At 71.7% G+C, this 16649-nt stretch carries 12 protein-coding genes; all 12 read left to right on the top strand.

Annotated elements, in window-relative coordinates; translation table 11 throughout:
• The coding region (locus AB0O67_RS12265) for an Rne/Rng family ribonuclease (RefSeq protein ID WP_365448953.1) at window positions 1-3706 on the top strand (3706 nt) is incomplete at its 5' end.
• A gap of 602 nt (window positions 3707-4308) precedes the next feature.
• Window positions 4309-4629: a 50S ribosomal protein L21 gene (rplU, locus tag AB0O67_RS12260; protein WP_004931419.1), complete on the top strand. Its 321-nt coding sequence runs from the start codon at window positions 4309-4311 to the stop codon at window positions 4627-4629.
• Window positions 4630-4643: 14 nt separating this feature from the next.
• Window positions 4644-4898 (top strand): 50S ribosomal protein L27, encoded by a 255-nt coding sequence (gene rpmA / locus AB0O67_RS12255; protein WP_365448950.1) that lies wholly within the window; start codon window positions 4644-4646, stop codon window positions 4896-4898.
• Between the two features lie 105 nt (window positions 4899-5003).
• The gene (gene obgE / locus AB0O67_RS12250) at window positions 5004-6440 is read left to right on the top strand and encodes a GTPase ObgE (protein ID WP_365448948.1); all 1437 of its coding nucleotides are present in this window, start codon (window positions 5004-5006) and stop codon (window positions 6438-6440) included.
• A 350-nt stretch (window positions 6441-6790) separates the two neighbouring features.
• Window positions 6791-7018: a hypothetical protein gene (locus AB0O67_RS12245; protein ID WP_365448946.1), complete on the top strand. Its 228-nt coding sequence runs from the start codon at window positions 6791-6793 to the stop codon at window positions 7016-7018.
• 735 nt (window positions 7019-7753) lie between these two features.
• Window positions 7754-9253 (top strand): bifunctional cytidylyltransferase/SDR family oxidoreductase, encoded by a 1500-nt coding sequence (locus tag AB0O67_RS12240; protein WP_365448944.1) that lies wholly within the window; start codon window positions 7754-7756, stop codon window positions 9251-9253.
• 66 nt (window positions 9254-9319) lie between these two features.
• Window positions 9320-11395: a hypothetical protein gene (locus AB0O67_RS12235; protein ID WP_365448942.1), complete on the top strand. Its 2076-nt coding sequence runs from the start codon at window positions 9320-9322 to the stop codon at window positions 11393-11395.
• 223 nt (window positions 11396-11618) lie between these two features.
• On the top strand, window positions 11619-12725 hold the full coding sequence (gene proB / locus AB0O67_RS12230; protein ID WP_365448959.1) for a glutamate 5-kinase: 1107 nt from the start codon (window positions 11619-11621) through the stop codon (window positions 12723-12725).
• Between the two features lie 178 nt (window positions 12726-12903).
• The gene (locus AB0O67_RS12225; RefSeq protein ID WP_365448940.1) at window positions 12904-13377 is read left to right on the top strand and encodes a hypothetical protein; all 474 of its coding nucleotides are present in this window, start codon (window positions 12904-12906) and stop codon (window positions 13375-13377) included.
• Between the two features lie 72 nt (window positions 13378-13449).
• Window positions 13450-14736 (top strand): glutamate-5-semialdehyde dehydrogenase, encoded by a 1287-nt coding sequence (locus AB0O67_RS12220; protein WP_365448938.1) that lies wholly within the window; start codon window positions 13450-13452, stop codon window positions 14734-14736.
• A gap of 73 nt (window positions 14737-14809) precedes the next feature.
• Window positions 14810-15409: a hypothetical protein gene (locus AB0O67_RS12215; RefSeq protein WP_365448936.1), complete on the top strand. Its 600-nt coding sequence runs from the start codon at window positions 14810-14812 to the stop codon at window positions 15407-15409.
• Between the two features lie 157 nt (window positions 15410-15566).
• The gene (locus AB0O67_RS12210; protein ID WP_365448934.1) at window positions 15567-16640 is read left to right on the top strand and encodes a hypothetical protein; all 1074 of its coding nucleotides are present in this window, start codon (window positions 15567-15569) and stop codon (window positions 16638-16640) included.
• Window positions 16641-16649: the final 9 nt, after the last annotated feature.

The following is a 16649-nucleotide window of genomic DNA, read 5'->3' as shown; positions in this document are numbered from 1 at the left end:
GTCCGTGAGCGCCGAGGTGCCCGCCGCCGGTGCCGCCGCCGAGGAGTCCGCGCCGGTCGAGGAGGCCGCGCCCGCCGGGCGCACCCGCCGCCGGGCGACCCGCCGGGTCTCGGCGCCGACCGAGACCCCGGCCGATGCCGGAACCGCGCAGCAGGATGACGTCGTACCCGCCACCGAGGCATCGGCAGGGATCGCCGCCGCCGAGGAGAGCGAGGCGACCGACGAAGCCGCTCCGCGTCGCGCCCGTCGCCGGGCCACGCGCCGGGTGACGGCGCCCGCCGAGACGGCCGCGACCGCCGCGGACGAGACCGTCGAGACCGCCGCTGAGCAGGGCGTCGAGGTCGACGGTGAGCAGGCCGACGAGGCCGCCGCGCCGCGTCGTACGCGCCGCCGCCGGGGTGCCGCCGCCGAGGCGGCCGCCGAGGCCGCCGTCGCGGAATCCGTCGAGCCCGCGCGGGCCGAGCAGCCCGCCGTGACCGAGCCCGCCGAGCCCGCCGAGGCCGAGGGCGCCGCCGAACAGGGTGGTGCCACGCGTCGTGCGCGGCGACGGGTCGTGCGCAAGGCGGCGACCGGGTTCGCCGCGCCCGCGCAGTCCGGGTCCGGCGAGGGCGACGCACTGCGTCCGCCGGCGCGGCCCGCGGTCGCGGTGTTCCAGCCGCCGGTGTTCACCGAGCCGAGGTTCCAGACGCCCGAGCGGGCCGCCGCCGAAGCCGCCGCCGAGGCGGCGGAGGAGGCCCCCGAGGCCGAGGAGTTCCCCGAGGAGCCGACCGGGTCGCGGCGTCGCCGCCGGCGCCGGGCTGCCGGACCCGCGGAGGAGCCCGAGACGCAGGCCGTCGAGACCGCCGTGGACGACGAGGTGGAGGAGCCCGAGGAGGGCCCCGAGAACACCGTCGAGGACGACGAGGGCGAGGAGACCGGGTCCCGTCGCCGCCGCCGCCGGGGTGGCCGGCGCCGCCGTCGGGGCGAGTCCGGTGACTTCGCCGACGGTGACGGCGACGAACTCGCCGCCGAGCAGGCAGCGCAGGACGCCGAGGACACCGCCGAGCAGATCGACGAGGACGCCGACGAGGACGACCGCGCCGGCGGAGACCTGGGGGGTTCGTCCTCCAGCCGCCGTCGCCGCCGCCGTCGTCGCCGGGCCGGCGACAGCGGCCCGGACACCGAGCCGTCCGCCGACGACCCCGAGCGCACGGTCGTCAAGGTCCGCGAGCCGCGGCCGCTGCGGGAGAAGGGTGCCGAGCCGTCCGACGAGGTGCAGTCCATCAAGGGCTCCACGCGACTGGAGGCGAAGAAGCAGCGCCGCCGTGAGGGCCGTGAGCAGGGCCGCCGCCGGGTTCCGATCATCACCGAGGCCGAGTTCCTGGCCCGCCGCGAGGCCGTCGAGCGCGTGATGGTCGTCCGCCAGCACGGCGACCGTACGCAGATCGGTGTCCTGGAGGACGGCGTGCTCGTCGAGCACTACGTCAACAAGGAGCAGTCGACCTCGTACGTCGGCAACGTCTACCTCGGCAAGGTGCAGAACGTGCTGCCGTCGATGGAGGCCGCCTTCATCGACATCGGCAAGGGCCGCAACGCGGTCCTCTACGCAGGCGAGGTCAACTTCGAGGCGCTGGGCATGGCCAACGGGCCGCGCCGCATCGAGTCCGCACTGAAGTCCGGCCAGTCCGTGCTCGTGCAGGTCACGAAGGACCCCATCGGGCACAAGGGCGCGCGTCTGACCAGCCAGGTCTCCCTCCCGGGCCGCTACCTCGTGTACGTGCCCGAGGGCTCGATGACCGGCATCAGCCGCAAGCTGCCCGACACCGAGCGGGCCCGGCTGAAGACCATCCTCAAGAAGATCGTCCCCGAGGACGCGGGCGTCATCGTGCGCACCGCGGCCGAGGGCGCGAGCGAGGACGAGCTGCGCCGGGACGTCGAGCGGCTCCAGGCGCAGTGGGAGGAGATCCAGAAGAAGGCCAAGAACGGCAACGCGCCGACTCTGCTGTACGGCGAGCCGGACATGACCGTCCGTGTCGTGCGCGACATCTTCAACGAGGACTTCTCCAAGGTCGTCGTCAGCGGCGAGGACGCCTGGGGGACCATCCACGGCTACGTCGCGCACGTCGCGCCCGACCTGGCCGGACGGCTGTCGAAGTGGACCTCCGAGGTCGACGTCTTCGCGACGTACCGGATCGACGAGCAGCTCGCCAAGGCGCTGGACCGCAAGGTCTGGCTGCCCAGCGGCGGTTCGCTGGTGATCGACCGGACCGAGGCGATGGTCGTCGTCGACGTCAACACCGGCAAGTTCACCGGCCAGGGCGGCAACCTGGAGGAGACGGTCACCAGGAACAACCTGGAGGCGGCCGAGGAGATCGTCCGCCAGCTGCGGCTGCGCGACCTCGGCGGCATCATCGTCATCGACTTCATCGACATGGTGCTGGAGTCCAACCGGGACCTGGTGCTGCGGCGCCTGCTGGAGTGCCTGGGCCGGGACCGTACGAAGCACCAGGTCGCCGAGGTGACCTCGCTGGGCCTGGTCCAGATGACCCGCAAGCGGGTCGGCCAGGGTCTGCTGGAGTCGTTCTCCGAGACCTGCGTCCACTGCAACGGCCGCGGCGTCATCGTGCACCTGGAGCAGCCGACGGCGAGCGGTGGCGGCGGCAAGCGCAAGAAGCGCGCGCGGGCCGGTGCCGAGCACCCGGAGCACACGCACGAGGTGGTGGCCGGCGGGACCGCGGAGGAGGAGGCGGAGACCGAGTCCGAGGTCGCCGCCGAGGTCGCCGAGCCGGTGGCGCTGGCGTCGCCGGAGTTCGCGCCGGACGAGGAGCTGTACAGCAGCGTCGCCGAGGCCGAGGCCGCCGCGTCGCGTGGTCGTTCGCGCCGCCGGTCGAGCCGTCGGGCGTCCGCTCCGGCGGGCGCGCCCGCGCCGAAGAGCGAGGCCGGCCTGCCGGTGCCCACGGCTCAGGACGTGACGGTCGAGGAGGAGGCCGCCCGTCCGGTGCAGCCGGAGCCGGCCGCCGCGGCACACGCGGAGCCGATGGCCGTCGAGGACCCGGTGGTCGAGGCCGCCCCGGCGGAGGCTCCCGCCGAGGAGACCGCGCCCAAGGGCCGTACGCGCCGTCGCGCCACCCGCAAGGTGAGCGCACCGGCCGGGGCGCCCGCGTCGGCGTCGGCCGAGACGGCTGTGGTGACGATCGCCGAGACCGCGCCGGCCGTGCCGGAGACGCCGGAGGCCGCGCAGGAGCCTGTCCCGGCGCAGCCGGAGCAGGCCGAGGCGCCCGCCGAGGCAGCCGCCCCGGCCCGTCCGCGCCGCCGTGCGGTCCGCAAGGCCACCGCGCCGACCGCGCCGGAGGAGGCGGCCGTGCTGGTCGTCCCGTCGGCGGAGACGCAGGAGCCGGTCGCGGAGCAGGCCGCCCACGAGGCCGAGCAGGCCCTCGTGGAGGCCAGGGCGGCCGCCGCCGAGGCCGTCCACGAGGGTGAGGGCGACGAGGAGTCCGCCCCGGCCAGGAAGACGGCCCGCAAGACGGCGAAGAAGGCCACGGCGAAGAAGGCCGCCACCAAGAAGACAGCGGCCAAGAAGACGGTCGCGAAGAAGGCGACGGCCAAGAAGACGGCGGCGAAGTCCACCACCAAGGCGACCGCCGTCAAGGCCACCAAGGCGACGTCGAAGAAGACGGCGGCGGCCGAGCAGTCGCAGCCGACCGTGTCGGTCTCGACGGAGGACTGACCGGCCCTTCACACAGCGGTCGAGCGCGGGGCACCCCGAGGGTCGGGGTGCCCCGCGCTCTTGTGTGCCGCGTGCGACCGCGACGAGGGAGATGGCCACGCCATGCGTGAGATGTGGAGGTCCCTGTGATCCTTCTCCGCTCGGCACGGAGCAGGCGTGGATCGAGGCCGGAGATCTGAGGCCGGGCATGCGTCTGCACACCGCGGACGGCGAGTCGGTCACCCTCACGGCCACCCGCGCCTTCGACGAGCGCCGACGCACGCACGACCTCACGGTCGAGGACGCCCACACCTAGGTCGAGGCGCTCCTGCTCGAGTGTCTCGCTCGGCTGCCGTGCCGAGGACGCGATGGGCGACATCCAGGCTTTCGCTCCGCATGCCTTGCGGACGTGAGGCGCGCCAACTGATCCGGAGCGGCGTCCCAGGGGGCCCGGTTTGACCCCTCAAGCCGGGCCCCGTAATCTTGGCCGTCGGCGTGTCGAGTGGCATGCCACATCCCCGTAAACCTCTTCCTCCGGAGCGCCGGGCGCTTCGGAGAGGCCGCTTCGCCTGTCGCGGCTGGACTGCGGGGGTGCCGTTCCCGAGCGAGAGAGTGAGATCCGCATGTACGCCATCGTGCGCAGCGGTGGTCGCCAGCACAAGGTTGCTGTCGGCGACATCGTTGAGGTTGACAAGATTTCCACTGCCAAGGTTGGCGACACGGTCGAGCTCTCGACCCTGCTCGTTGTCGACGGCGATGCTGTGACCAGCGACCCGTGGGTGCTGGCCGGCATCAAGGTCCAGGCCGAGGTCGTGGACCACCACAAGGGCCAGAAGATCGACATTCTGCGCTACAAGAACAAGACCGGCTACCGCCGTCGTCAGGGCCACCGCCAGCAGTACACGGCGATCAAGGTCACTGAGATCCCCGCGGCTGCGAAGTAAGGGACTGAGGAGAGATGGCACACAAGAAGGGCGCATCGTCCACCCGTAACGGTCGTGACTCCAACGCTCAGCGCCTCGGCGTGAAGCGCTTCGGCGGTCAGGTCGTCAGCGCGGGCGAGATCCTGGTCCGCCAGCGTGGCACGCACTTCCACCCCGGCGCCGGCGTCGGCCGTGGCGGCGACGACACGCTGTTCGCGCTGCAGGCCGGTTCGGTGGAGTTCGGTACCCACCGTGGCCGCAAGGTCGTGAACATCGTTCCGGTCGCCTGATCGGAAGCTTTCGCGAGGCGGGCCTCACTTCCCTCCGGGGAAGCGGGTCCGCCTTTCGCGTGTTGTACAAAAGACATTCCCGCACGTAACTGGAGGCACCGCACCATGACCACCTTCGTGGACCGCGTCGAACTGCATGTCGCCGCGGGTAACGGAGGCCACGGCTGTGCCTCCGTCCACCGTGAGAAGTTCAAGCCGCTCGGCGGACCCGACGGCGGCAACGGCGGGCGCGGTGGGGACGTGATCCTCGTCGTCGACCAGTCGATCACCACGCTGCTCGACTACCACCACTCCCCGCACCGCAAGGCCACCAACGGCAAGCCCGGCGAGGGCGGCAACCGCTCCGGCAAGGACGGCCAGGACCTGGTGCTGCCGGTGCCGGACGGCACCGTGGTGCTGGACAAGGCGGGCAACGTCCTCGCCGACCTGGTCGGGCACGGCACCTCCTTCGTCGCCGCGCAGGGCGGCCGGGGCGGGCTCGGCAACGCCGCGCTGGCCTCGGCCCGGCGCAAGGCGCCCGGGTTCGCGCTGCTCGGTGAGCCGGGCGATCTCCAGGACGTCGTGCTGGAACTCAAGACCGTCGCCGACGTGGCGCTCGTGGGGTACCCGAGCGCCGGCAAGTCCTCGCTGATCTCCGTGCTCAGCGCCGCCAAGCCGAAGATCGCCGACTACCCGTTCACCACGCTCGTGCCGAACCTCGGTGTCGTCACCGCCGGTTCCACCGTCTACACCATCGCCGACGTCCCCGGTCTCATCCCCGGCGCCAGCCAGGGCAAGGGGCTGGGCCTGGAGTTCCTGCGGCACGTGGAGCGGTGCAGTGTGCTGGTGCACGTGCTGGACACCGCCACCCTGGAGTCCGACCGTGACCCCGTCTCCGACCTGGACGTCATCGAGGCGGAGCTGCGGGAGTACGGCGGTCTCGACAACCGGCCGCGCATCGTCGTCATGAACAAGATCGACGTGCCGGACGGCAACGACCTCGCCGAGATCGTGCGGCCGGACCTGGAGGCGCGCGGCTACCGCGTCTTCACGGTGTCGGCGGTGGCGCGGACGGGGCTGAAGGAACTGTCGTACGCGCTGGCCGAGCTGGTGGCGCAGGCGCGTGCCGCCCGGCCCAAGGAGGAGTCGACGCGGATCGTCATCCGGCCCAAGGCCGTGGACGACGCGGGCTTCACCGTGGTGCGCGAGGAGGACGGGCTGTTCCGGGTGCGTGGCGAGAAGCCGGAGCGCTGGGTGCGGCAGACCGACTTCAGCAACGATGAGGCGGTCGGCTATCTCGCCGACCGGCTCAACCGGCTCGGCGTGGAGGATCAGCTGGTCAAGGCCGGCGCCCGGAACGGGGACGGCGTGGCCATCGGTCCCGAGGACAACGCCGTGGTGTTCGACTGGGAGCCGACCGTCATGGCCGGTGCGGAGATGCTGGGCCGCCGTGGCGAGGACCACCGCTTCGAGGAGCAGCGCCCCGCCGTGCACCGGCGCCGCGACCGGCAGGCCGAACGTGACGAGCTCCAACAGGAGTTCGACGACTTCGAGCCGTTCTAGGCTGAGTGGCGGCCGCTCCGGCGGCGGCCGCCCGACGGTCCGTGGGACCCGTTGGGGCAAGGTGGCGTTTCACGCGCCGTCTCTCTGCCGCAACGGGTCTCTTCCTGTCCGCCCATTTGTCATGTACGCGCCTCTCTGTGTTCAGCGGGCGGCCTGACCGGCCGTTGAGCTTCCGAAGCGACCAAGAGGCCGCTGTGGCAAGGGAGTTCCGCAGGATGCCCGAAGTTGACCAGACCCGCCACCGCTGTCGACCTCGCTCGGACGTGGTCTCCCTGTCGGCGCCGCCCGCCTCCGCCCCGGCAATCCGGTGGTGCTCACCGGTGATCGGCATCTAGGAGTGGGACCCGCGCATGCCGGACAACCCGCACTGGAAGCTTTCACGGTGGTCGCCGACCTCAAGGAAGGACTTCGCCGACCCGGCCTCCGCGGTCGTCGGCGCCGAGTTCGTCGGCGACCGTCAGGACGGCAGCGACGCGCGGGTGAGGATCGTCGACACCGTGCTCGGGCCGCGGGCGACGCCGAGCACACTGGCGCGCCTGCGGGTCGACGCCGGACGGCCCGGGGTACGGGTGGTCTGACACCTCACGGGTTGAGGAAATAACCCCGGGTCAGATGCCGGAGCGGGTCACCGTTGTGATTGTGAACGACCTGGACGGGACGGCCCGATGGGTATGTTCGAGACACTCCTCGGCCTTCCGGAGAAGTCGTCGCAGCCCGTCGCGGACACGGCGAATCGCTCACTTACGCTCGCCGGGACCGAAATCCTGAGGAATCCCGGCAGGGAATTCCGGGGAAATGGGCTGCCCGGCGAGCCGCCTTCCGGGCTCGTCGGCAATGAAGCCGTGACGCATATGAAGAACGCGTGCGCTCCTTATTCGCGGGATGTGAAGATCTGCACTCCGCGACGGGTTCCGGAGGCCGCCGCAGTCGCATGGTGAGCCACGTCTCCCGCCTGGGCGGCCGCGGTGCCGCGCGCCGGTGCGCGGCGCCGCCATGTCGCGTACGGTGCACCGAACGTCTTACAGAGAATTGGTGAAGGTCCTCGGACAGCGCGGCGTGAAACGGCTCCGGCGGCGCCGCGTCGACAGTGTGTTACTTACGCGGAACCCGCGCGTCATCCAGCAATCCAAACCAATTGTGCAGTAACTCACAGCATTTGCACGCCTGTCCACGGAACGTCCCGCGGGGCTGCCAGTAGTGCAAGGTGAATGGCGGGTTGCGTGTACGTTTTCGGCCGTCGTCCCTCGCCTTGCACAGCGGTAACCGCAAGTGGGACCCTTTGCAAGTTCCCAGTCGCCAAAGGTAGGTCACCTGTGTCACAGCACATAGCCAAGCCCCGAACCACCGCAGTGATCCTGGCCGGTGGTACCGGTCAGCGCGTGGGTCTGTCGATCCCCAAGCAGTTGCTGAAGATCGCCGGCAAGGCAGTCATCGAGCACACCCTGACCACCTTCGAGAACGCCGACTCCATCGACGACGTCATCGTGCTGATGACACCGGGCTATGTGCCCGACGTCGAGAAGATCGTCGCCAGGGCCGGGTTCGAAAAGGTCTCCCGTGTCATCGAGGGCGGATCCTCGCGCAACGAGACGACCGAGCGTGCCATCGCGGCGCTGGGCGCGGGCCTGGCCGACGGCGAGGACCTCAACGTCCTGTTCCACGACGCCGTACGCCCGCTGCTGTCGCAGCGCGTCATCGACGACTGCGTGGGCGCGCTCGACCGGTACCAGGCCGTGGACGTCGCCATCCCGTCCGCCGACACCATCATCGTCACACGGACGCACGGCGAGGACGGCGAGTTCATCACCGAGATCCCCGACCGCGCCCGGCTGCGCCGCGGTCAGACCCCGCAGGCCTTCAAGCTTTCCACGATCAAGCGGGCCTACGAGGTCGCGGCGGACGACCCCAACTTCCAGGCCACGGACGACTGCTCGGTCGTGCTGCGCTACCTGCCGCAAGTGCCGATCCATGTCGTCGCGGGTGACGAGTACAACATGAAGGTCACCCAGCCGGTTGACGTCTTCATCGCCGACAAGCTGTTCCAGCTGGGCACCACGGCCGCGCCCGAGCAGATCGGCGAGAACGGCTACCGCGAGCTGCTCACCGGCAAGACCGTCGTCGTCTTCGGCGGCTCGTACGGCATCGGCAAGGACATCGCCGAACTCACCGAGTCCTACGGCGCGCACGTCTACGCACTCGGCCGCTCCACCACCGGCACGCACGTCGAGAACCCGCAGGAGGTCGACGACGCGCTGTCCCAGGCCTACGCCGAGACCGGGCGCATCGACTACGTCGTCAACACCGCCGGTGTGCTGCGCATCGGCAGGCTGGCCGAGACCGAGAACGCCACCATCGAGGAGGCGCTGAAGGTCAACTACCTGGCGCCGGTCCAGATCGCGCGCTCGGCGTACAAGTACCTGGCCGAGACCGGGGGGCAGTTGCTGCTCTACACCTCCAGCAGCTACACCCGCGGCCGCGCCGAGTACTCCCTCTACTCCTCGACCAAGGCCGCCATGGTGAACCTCACCCAGGCCCTGTCCGACGAGTGGGCCGGCGACGGCATCCGCGTCAACTGCGTCAACCCCGAGCGCACCGCGACCCCGATGCGCACCAAGGCCTTCGGCGACGAGCCCGCGAACTCGCTGCTCTCCTCCGAGGCGGTGGCGCGTACCTCGCTCGACGTGCTGCTGTCCGAGCTGACCGGCCATGTCATCGACGTCCGCCAGCAGGACCCGACGGCGAGTGCCGTCACGGCCTCCGGTTTCGAGCAGGCGCTGGCCAGTGTCCTGGACCGGCAGGACAACGTGGCGTGATCGCCCACCGGTAGCCGTACGGAACCGTCGACCAAGACCGGCCCCTCCCGACAGAGCAGGTTCTTCGTGATCTCCACCGCTATACGCGTCGCCCGGGTGGGCAGCGCGGCCGAGCTGGCCGCGGCGGCCCTCATGCTGCTGGGCTATCCCTGCCTCATGCTGGCCGCGCTCGCCCCGAGCGTCCCCGCCTTCGCGGCCGCGGCCGCCGTGACGTACCTGGCGGACCACTATCTGCACCGCCGGAGCAGCTATCTGGTGAACCGGCTCAGCAAGGTCCGTGCCGGTCTGTCGATCCGTTTCCTGATCCGGCAGTTGCTGCTGGTGCTGCTGCTGGCCCGGCTCTCCCTCTCGAACGACCTGCTCTTCTACGGCGCGGTCGGCTGCTTCATCGCCTTCTACGGGCTCCAGGCCCCGCACGGCGCCCTGGTCACGCTGATCCGCAACCGCCGCCGGCTTCCGGTCGCCACCCGCAACGTCGACCTCACGTCACGCATCCGCGTCCCCGCTTCTCCGCCGCGCCGTCTGCTGCACCGCTCGGCGGAGAAGATGCTGCACCTCGACCTCGCCGCGGTCGTCGGCGTGCTGATCTCCGCGGCCGCCGACTCGGCCGTGGCCGGCTTCGCGGGCATCGCCGTGACCCTGGTCCTGGGCTGCGCCTACGTCCTCGCGCTGCTGCCGTACGTGCGCGGGCGCCGGGTGCCGACCCGTCCGGACGCCGTGCTGGCCGGGGTCGACGACTGGCTGCGCGAGTACGGGCCACGGACGGTGCTGTACTTCTCCGGCTCCAAGGACTCGGCGTACCAGGTCAACATGTGGCTGGAGACCATGGAGCGGCTGGACACCAAGCCGCTGATCATCCTGCGGGAGCGGGTCGTCCTGCAGAACCTCGCGCCCACCACGGTCCCCGTGATCTGCGTGCCCGGCGGGGTGCACCTGATGAACATGGACCTGTCCACCGTGCGGGTCACGTTGTACGCGGCGAACGTCGGCAAGAACATCCACATGCTGCGCGTCCCGAGCATGAAGCACGTCTTCATCGGTCACGGCGACAGCGACAAGCTGGCCAGCGTCAACCCGTTCAGCAAGGTGTACGACGAGGTGTGGACCGCCGGCCGTGCCGGCCGCGACCGCTACGCTCTCGCCGACGTCGGTGTCCGCGACGAGGACATCGTGGAGGTGGGCCGCCCGCAGCTGGCGCCGATCCGGACCTGGCAGGGCGGGCGGGGCGATCACATGCCCACCGTGCTGTACGCGCCGACCTGGGAGGGCTGGGACGACAACCCGGGCAACACGTCGATCCTCCTCGCGGGCGAGAACATCGTGCGACGGCTGGTCACGGCCGACCCTCCGGTGCGCGTGCTGTACAAACCGCACCCCTTCATCGGCACCCGTAGCGCCGAGGCCAAGGCCGCCCACCGGCGGATCGCCGCCCTGGTCGGCGAGGCCGCCGCGCAGCGCGCCGCCGACCCCGCCTTCACCGCCGACCCCGCCGCGCTGAGCGCCGCCCAGGCCGAGCTGGCCCGGATCGAGGCCCGGCTCGCCGAACTGTCCGGCAGCACCGGCGGGGCGAAGGGCGACGAGGCCGATGCCACTCGCGAGGGCATGACCGACCTCGCGAGGCACCAGGAGGTCGCCCGGCTGCGCGCCGAGCGGAACGACGCCCACTGGCGCTCCTTCCCGTCGTACGAGCACCGTGTCGTCACGGGCGCCGAGCCGCGCCTGTACGACTGCTTCAACGTCTCCGACGCGATGGTCTCCGACATCTCCAGCGTGGTCTCCGACTTCATCGCCAGTGGCAAGCCGTACGCCGTGACGGACTCGGCCGAGCTGGGCGCCGAGGAGTTCAAGCGGCAGAACACCGCCGTGCGCGCCGCGGTCATCCTCACCAACAGCGCCGCCGAGCTGGGTGGGCTGCTGGCGGCGGTCCGCGACCCGGCGGCCGACCCGCTGGCCGAGGACCGCAAGGAGCTGAAGCGGTATCTGCTGGGCCCGGACGAGCCGAAGGCGATCGACCGGTTCGACACGGCGGTGGGGGAACTGGCGCTGAAGGCACGGACCCGCAACCTCGGCCAGGAGTCACGCGCCGCGGCCGGGGCCGTCGAGGAGGTCGAACCGGAGGACGCCGGACAGCCGGCCGTCTAGGCACACCGCGCAGGCGCCGTCGGCCCCCGAGGGGCACGTCCGCGGGTCACGGTGGTGCGGCAGAGGAACTGGAGGCCCCGGCGGGCCCGATTGTCCGTCACGTCCCCCTGTCCGGACGCTGGACCGATGCGCGGGGGCCGATCCGCTTCGCGTAGATTGCGGTGTCCGGCACCCGTACCTACGCGAGGGGAAAGACAGCAAGGTGGCAGGGGCAAGGCAGGCCGTGCACGAGGCCCGCAGGATCGTCGTCAAGGTGGGTTCCTCCTCGCTGACCACCGCCTCCGGGGGTCTGGACGCGGACCGGGTCGACGCGCTCGTCGACGTGCTGGCCAAGATCCGCAGCGGTGGTGAGAGAGAGGTCGTTCTGGTCTCCTCAGGTGCCATCGCCGCCGGACTCGCCCCGCTGGGCCTGCGCCGCCGCCCCCGGGACCTCGCCCGCCAGCAGGCCGCGGCCAGCGTCGGCCAGGGGCTGCTCGTCGCCCGCTACACCGCCTCCTTCGCCCGTTACGGCGTCCGCGTCGGCCAGGTGCTGCTCACCTCCGACGACATGAGCCGCCGCGCCCACCACCGCAACGCCTCGCGCACCCTGGACAAGCTCCTCGCGATGGGCGCCCTGCCCGTCGTCAACGAGAACGACACCGTCGCCACCGACGAGATCCGCTTCGGCGACAACGACCGGCTCGCCGCCCTCGTCGCCCATCTGGTCCACGCCGACCTGCTGGTCCTGCTCTCCGACGTGGACGGCGTGTACGACGGCGATCCCAGCAAGCCCGGCACCTCGCGGATAGCGGAGGTACGGGGACCGGCGGACCTCTCCGGTGTGGAGATCGGCAGCAGCGGCAAGGCCGGCGTCGGCACCGGCGGCATGGTCACCAAGGTCGAGGCCGCCCGCATCGCCGCCGCCGCGGGCATCCCCGTGGTCCTCACCAGCGCGATCCACGCCGCCGACGCGCTGACCGGCCAGGACACCGGCACGTTCTTCCACCCCACCGGCAAGCGCTCCGCCGACCGGCTGCTGTGGCTCCAGCACGCCTCCGCGCCGCAGGGGGCACTCACCCTGGACGACGGTGCCGTGCGCGCGGTCGTGGAACGCCGCACGTCGCTGCTGCCGGCCGGGATCGCCGCCGTCGAGGGCGAGTTCAGCGCGGGAGACCCGGTCGAACTGCGGGACGGCAGCGGGCACGCCGTGGCGCGCGGGCTGGTCAACTTCGACGCCAAGGAGATCCCCCAGCTGATCGGCCGCTCCACCCGGGAGCTGGCGCGTGACCTGGGCCCCGCCTACGAGCGTGAGGTCGTCCACCGGGACGACCTGGTGATCCTGCACCACTGACGCAGCCCGGCGCGCGGCCGAAAACAGGGGGAACGCCCCGCAAAAGCCACCGCCCTGAGGTGGACGTTCCGCAAAACCGCCCCGCGATCCTGTGGGGCCTGCTCAACTTTGTCTCAGAGGCAGATTCCGCACGGGCATGGCTCGACCCCTGCTCGACCATCGTGTAAAGGAGGCCGTCGTGAGACGAGTGCGCCCTGGGGCAGCGTCCCGCGGCGGTGCCGGTGGAGCCTCCTCCCGCCCGGCGGGCGAGGAGCGGGCCCTCACCAGCGTCGCCGCCGGTGACCGCTACCCGGGCGAGGAGCCCGAGGACGTGCCACGGCTGTGGCACGTCACCCTCAGCGTCTCCGGCGAGGCGGCCCCGCTGCCGGAGCTCCGGCGCGCCCTGGAACAGCTCGCCCACGACCACCCCTTCCTGCTGACCAGCAGATACGCCGACGACCACGCGGAGATCCGGTACTGGGAGGAGGCCCGCGACCTGCACGACGCGGCCGCCGTCGCGCTGCGTCTGTGGGGCGAGCACCGGCAGACCGCCGGGCTACCACCGTGGGAGATCGTCGGCCTGGAGGTCATCGACCGGGCCACCTACCACCAGCGCATCTCCGAGGGCTACGGACCGCTGCCCGCGGCACCCGTCGGAGTACACCCCTTTTGAGGGCCTTGCGCGCTTGTCTCGGGGTTTGGGATGGCCGGGGGACCGGCCGCTGAGGCGCACTACCCTTCCCTCATGACCACGCTTTCGCCGTACGACTCCATGACCCCGGTCACCCGGGCCGCCTATCGCGCCAAGGCCGCCGCCGCCGACCTCGCGCCGCTGCCGCGGGCCGTGAAGGACGACGCGCTGCTCGCCGTCGCGGACGCCCTGGAGGTCCGTACGAGCGAGATCGTCGAGGCCAACGCCAAGGACGTGGCCAAGGCGCGCGAGGCCGGCACCAGCGAGGCCGTCGTCGACCGGCTGGCCCTGACCCCGGAGCGTGTGCGGGCCATCGCCTCCGACGTCCGTGACGTCGTCGCGCTGCCCGACCCGGTCGGCGAGGTGGTCCGGGGCTCGACCCTCCCCAACGGCATCGACCTGCGCCAGGTGCGGGTCCCGCTCGGCGTCGTCGGAATCGTCTACGAGGCCCGCCCGAACGTCACCGTGGACGCCGCCGCGCTCTGCCTGAAATCCGGCAACGCCGTCCTGCTGCGCGGCTCGGCCTCAGCCTACGAGTCGAACACCGCCCTCGTCCGGGTGCTGCGCGACGCCGTGGGCGGCGCCGGTCTGCCCGCCGACGCGGTGCAGCTGGTGCCCGGCGAGAGCCGCGAGAGCGTGCGCGAGCTGATGCGGGCGCGCGGCCTGGTCGACGTGCTGATCCCGCGCGGCGGGGCCTCGCTGATCCGGACGGTCGTCCAGGAGTCCACCGTCCCGGTGATCGAGACCGGCACCGGCAACTGCCACGTCTACGTCGACGCCGACGCCGACCTCGACACGGCCGTCGAGATCCTGATCAACTCCAAGGCCCAGCGGGTCAGCGTCTGCAACGCCGCCGAGACGCTGCTGGTGCACCGGGACATCGCCGACCGGTTCGTGCCGCGCGCCCTGGAGGCGCTCGCCGAGGCCGGGGTGACCGTGCACGCCGACGAGCGGGTGATGGCGTACGCCAAGGACAGCAAGGCGACCGTCGTCGAGGCGACCACCGAGGACTGGGAGACGGAGTACCTGTCGTACGACATCGCCGCGGCGGTCGTGGACTCCTTGGACAAGGCCGTCGAGCACATCCGGCTGTGGACATCCGGCCACACCGAGGCCATCGTGACCAGCTCCCAGCAGGCCGCCCGCCGCTTCACCCAGCTGGTGGACTCCACCACCGTCGCGGTGAACGCCTCGACCCGTTTCACCGACGGCGGCCAGTTCGGCTTCGGCGCCGAGATCGGCATCTCCACGCAGAAGCTGCACGCCCGCGGGCCGATGGGGCTGCCCGAGCTGACCAGCACGAAGTACATCGTGACCGGTGACGGGCACGTACGGCGCTGAGGCGCACGACCCCGGCGCGCGCGGCCGGGAGAGGTCCCGGCAGGCGGATGAATTTCCATACCGTCTGCCCAAATTGACCCCCCAGGTCTACTCTGGATCCGTGCCGGAGGACGTGGGGGGCACGCCGTTCCCTGACGGCTGGGAGCCCGACGACGACCACGACCGCGGGGTGTCGGACGAAGAGTTCGCCTCCGTGGTGTTCGACGAGGCCTTCGTACGGGCGGCCGTGGTGCACGAGCCGACCGCGGTCGATCGGCTACTGGCCGCCGCGCAGGCGAGAGCCGAGGCGTCCGAGGCGGAGGCCCGCCGGGCACGCGGCCGGGGCGAGCGCTACGACGACGGGTACGGCCCCGACGACCCGGGCGATCTCGATGACCCGGACTTCGACGACCTGGACGACTTCGACGTCCTCGACGACCACGACGGCACCGCGGGGCCCTACGGAAAACAGGTCCGCTGGCACCGCCCCGTCGCCTGGCTGCTCGCCCTCGTGATGGGCATCGGCATGGTCGTGCTGGCCTTCGCCGCGGTCTACAGGGGTGCCTCCTCGAACCGCCAGGACCCGGTCCCGCCGCCCGCCTCGACCGGCCTGGAGCACGGCGCGTCGGCGGCGCCCTCAGCATCCGCCGACTACTCCCGGCCGGCCGTCTCAGCGGTCCCGCGCACCCCCTGAGCGGCCGGATCCGGCGGCCCGGCCGGACGACCTGGCAGAGCCCGGGCCGAAGGCCCGGCAAGGCCCGGACAGAGGCTCGCAGACCTGGTGAGTACCTGTCAGAAGTTGTCGTGCAGCGGGGCGTTTACCGGGGCTTCGGCAGACCTACTCTGAAGATATGGGCGGGCCTGGAGAACCACCTGAGGGGACACCCGACGGCGCCCCCAACAACGGAGCGGACGACGAATACCGATCCGTCGTGTTCGACGAATCGTTCGTACGTGCTGCCCGCCTCCAGGAGTTCTCCGCGCAGGAGCGCATCGGCGACCACGCGCCCGCCGTACGCCGCCGCCCGCCCATGCGCCGGAGCCTGTCCCGGCAGGCCCTGATCCTGGTCATGCTGATCGCGGTCGCCTTCGGCACCGCCATCTACCTGGGCGTACGGCACCCGTATCAGAGCTCGGGGGGCGCCCGGCTCGCCGAGCCGCTGCGGATGACGGTCGTACCGCTCTCCCCGCACGGCAGGGTCCCCGGCGCCACCGACCCCGAACAGCTGTACGCCAACAGTCCGGCCGCCCAGTTCCGCGTCGGCGCCGAGGGCATCGCGCTCCCGGCGGCCCGGCGCACCGCGAACTTCTCCGACGCCCAGGTCGTCACCGCCCTGACCACGGCGAAGGACTACCTCGTCCGCTCCTCGCTCTACCCCGACGTGCTCACCGGCGGGCAGACCAGGCCCGTGCGGGTGCTGCTCGACCCGGATCAACTGGAGCAGTTCGACCAGAGCTTCGCGCTGCCGACCGCCGACGGCCGGCACGCCCCCACCGGCTGGCTGGTGCGCTTCGACCCGGCCCGGGCCGAGCTCGCCGACCGCAAGGTCCGGGTGCAGGGCTCGCTGGAGGCCACCGAGGCCGACGCGTCCACCCTCGAGGTCACCACGGACCACACGTTCGTGTACGCGCTGCGACCGGCCGAGGCCGGTGACCGGGCGGAGGCGTCGCTGTTCACCGTCCGGCGCGAGCTCCACTTCCGCTTCGACCGCGAGGACCTGCGGTTGCACCAGGCCGAGCTGGTCGGCTCGGTCCTCCAAGCCGGTCCGCTGTCCTGTGCCGACGACGCCACCAACCACCTGCGCCCCCTGCTCGCCGGCCAGACCGCCAGGGCGGGCGGCCCGGCCGGCACAGACCCGTACGCGCCGCACGGCACGGCGGCACTGTGCGGGACGCTGGCGGACAGCGCGCAGCCAAAGGCGTGAGCGGGGCGG

The organism is Streptomyces sp. NPDC086077, from assembly GCF_040686175.1.
Classification (GTDB): domain Bacteria; phylum Actinomycetota; class Actinomycetes; order Streptomycetales; family Streptomycetaceae; genus Streptomyces.
The sequence above is the reverse complement of the archived record's forward strand: the minus strand, read 5'-3'. Positions and strand labels throughout refer to the sequence as shown.